Source organism: Helicobacter ganmani (assembly GCF_003364315.1).
Lineage (GTDB): Bacteria > Campylobacterota > Campylobacteria > Campylobacterales > Helicobacteraceae > Helicobacter_D > Helicobacter_D ganmani.
In genome coordinates this window covers 1-784 of record NZ_NXLS01000023.1, presented here as the reverse complement: position 1 = coordinate 784, position 784 = coordinate 1, and the positions used below count along the sequence as shown (strand labels likewise).

Here is a 784-nt window from a genome sequence, read left to right as displayed (position 1 = left end):
CAAAGGAATCCCTAATGTATTGCACTTCCAACACAATGTTTAATCCCCATTCCGCTAAAGAAAGAATAAAGAATCATCTTGCTTATAAATTAGGTTTAGCCTTAATAGAATACGATAAACAAAGAAAAGGAATCTCACAAGAAAACTTCAACTCTAAAGAATCTCAAAATAACAAAACAAACTCTCCTTTCTCTTTTAAACCTCAAGAAACTCTAAATCATTCTATTCCTGTGCGGGGGGGGGGGCATTCTAACCCTTATTTAGATTCCTTTACACCTCTTGCCTTTTTAAACCTCCTCCTTTCTCTTTATAAACTTAAACAAACCCACAAACAACAACAGCAATTCTATAAACAAACCATACAAGTCTTTCCCTCCCTTAAATATCCTCCCTTGCAATCTTGTAAAGATTATCCAGAATCTTTATCTTATAAATACCATTTAGCTTATCTCTTAGGGGAAGCTTTAAGCAAGGCAGATAAGATTTGGTATAAAGGAGGATATTTTACATTAAACAAGAAAATAAAAGAAGCTAAACACATTTATAAATTGCACCAAGAATATAAAGCAAAACTGCAAGAATTACATCTTTCTTATTGCTTTATTCCTAAAGAATTTCTTTTAGATTCTCTTTCTTTTTTAAAGGCAATAGAAACCCTAATGCACAAACTCAAATCTCAAGAAAACAATTCTTTTAAGATAGAATCTTTCTTTTTTAAACTTTTTTCTCAAATTCCTTTTTCTACTCAAACACCTTTCCTTTTAAAACACAAAGAGGAAATCCT

At 31.2% G+C, this 784-nt stretch carries 1 pseudogene; it reads left to right on the top strand.

Annotated elements, in window-relative coordinates:
- Nucleotides 1–14: 14 nt before the first annotated feature.
- Nucleotides 15–784 (top strand): annotated as a pseudogene (locus CQA43_RS09565) (hypothetical protein); the annotation flags it as partial.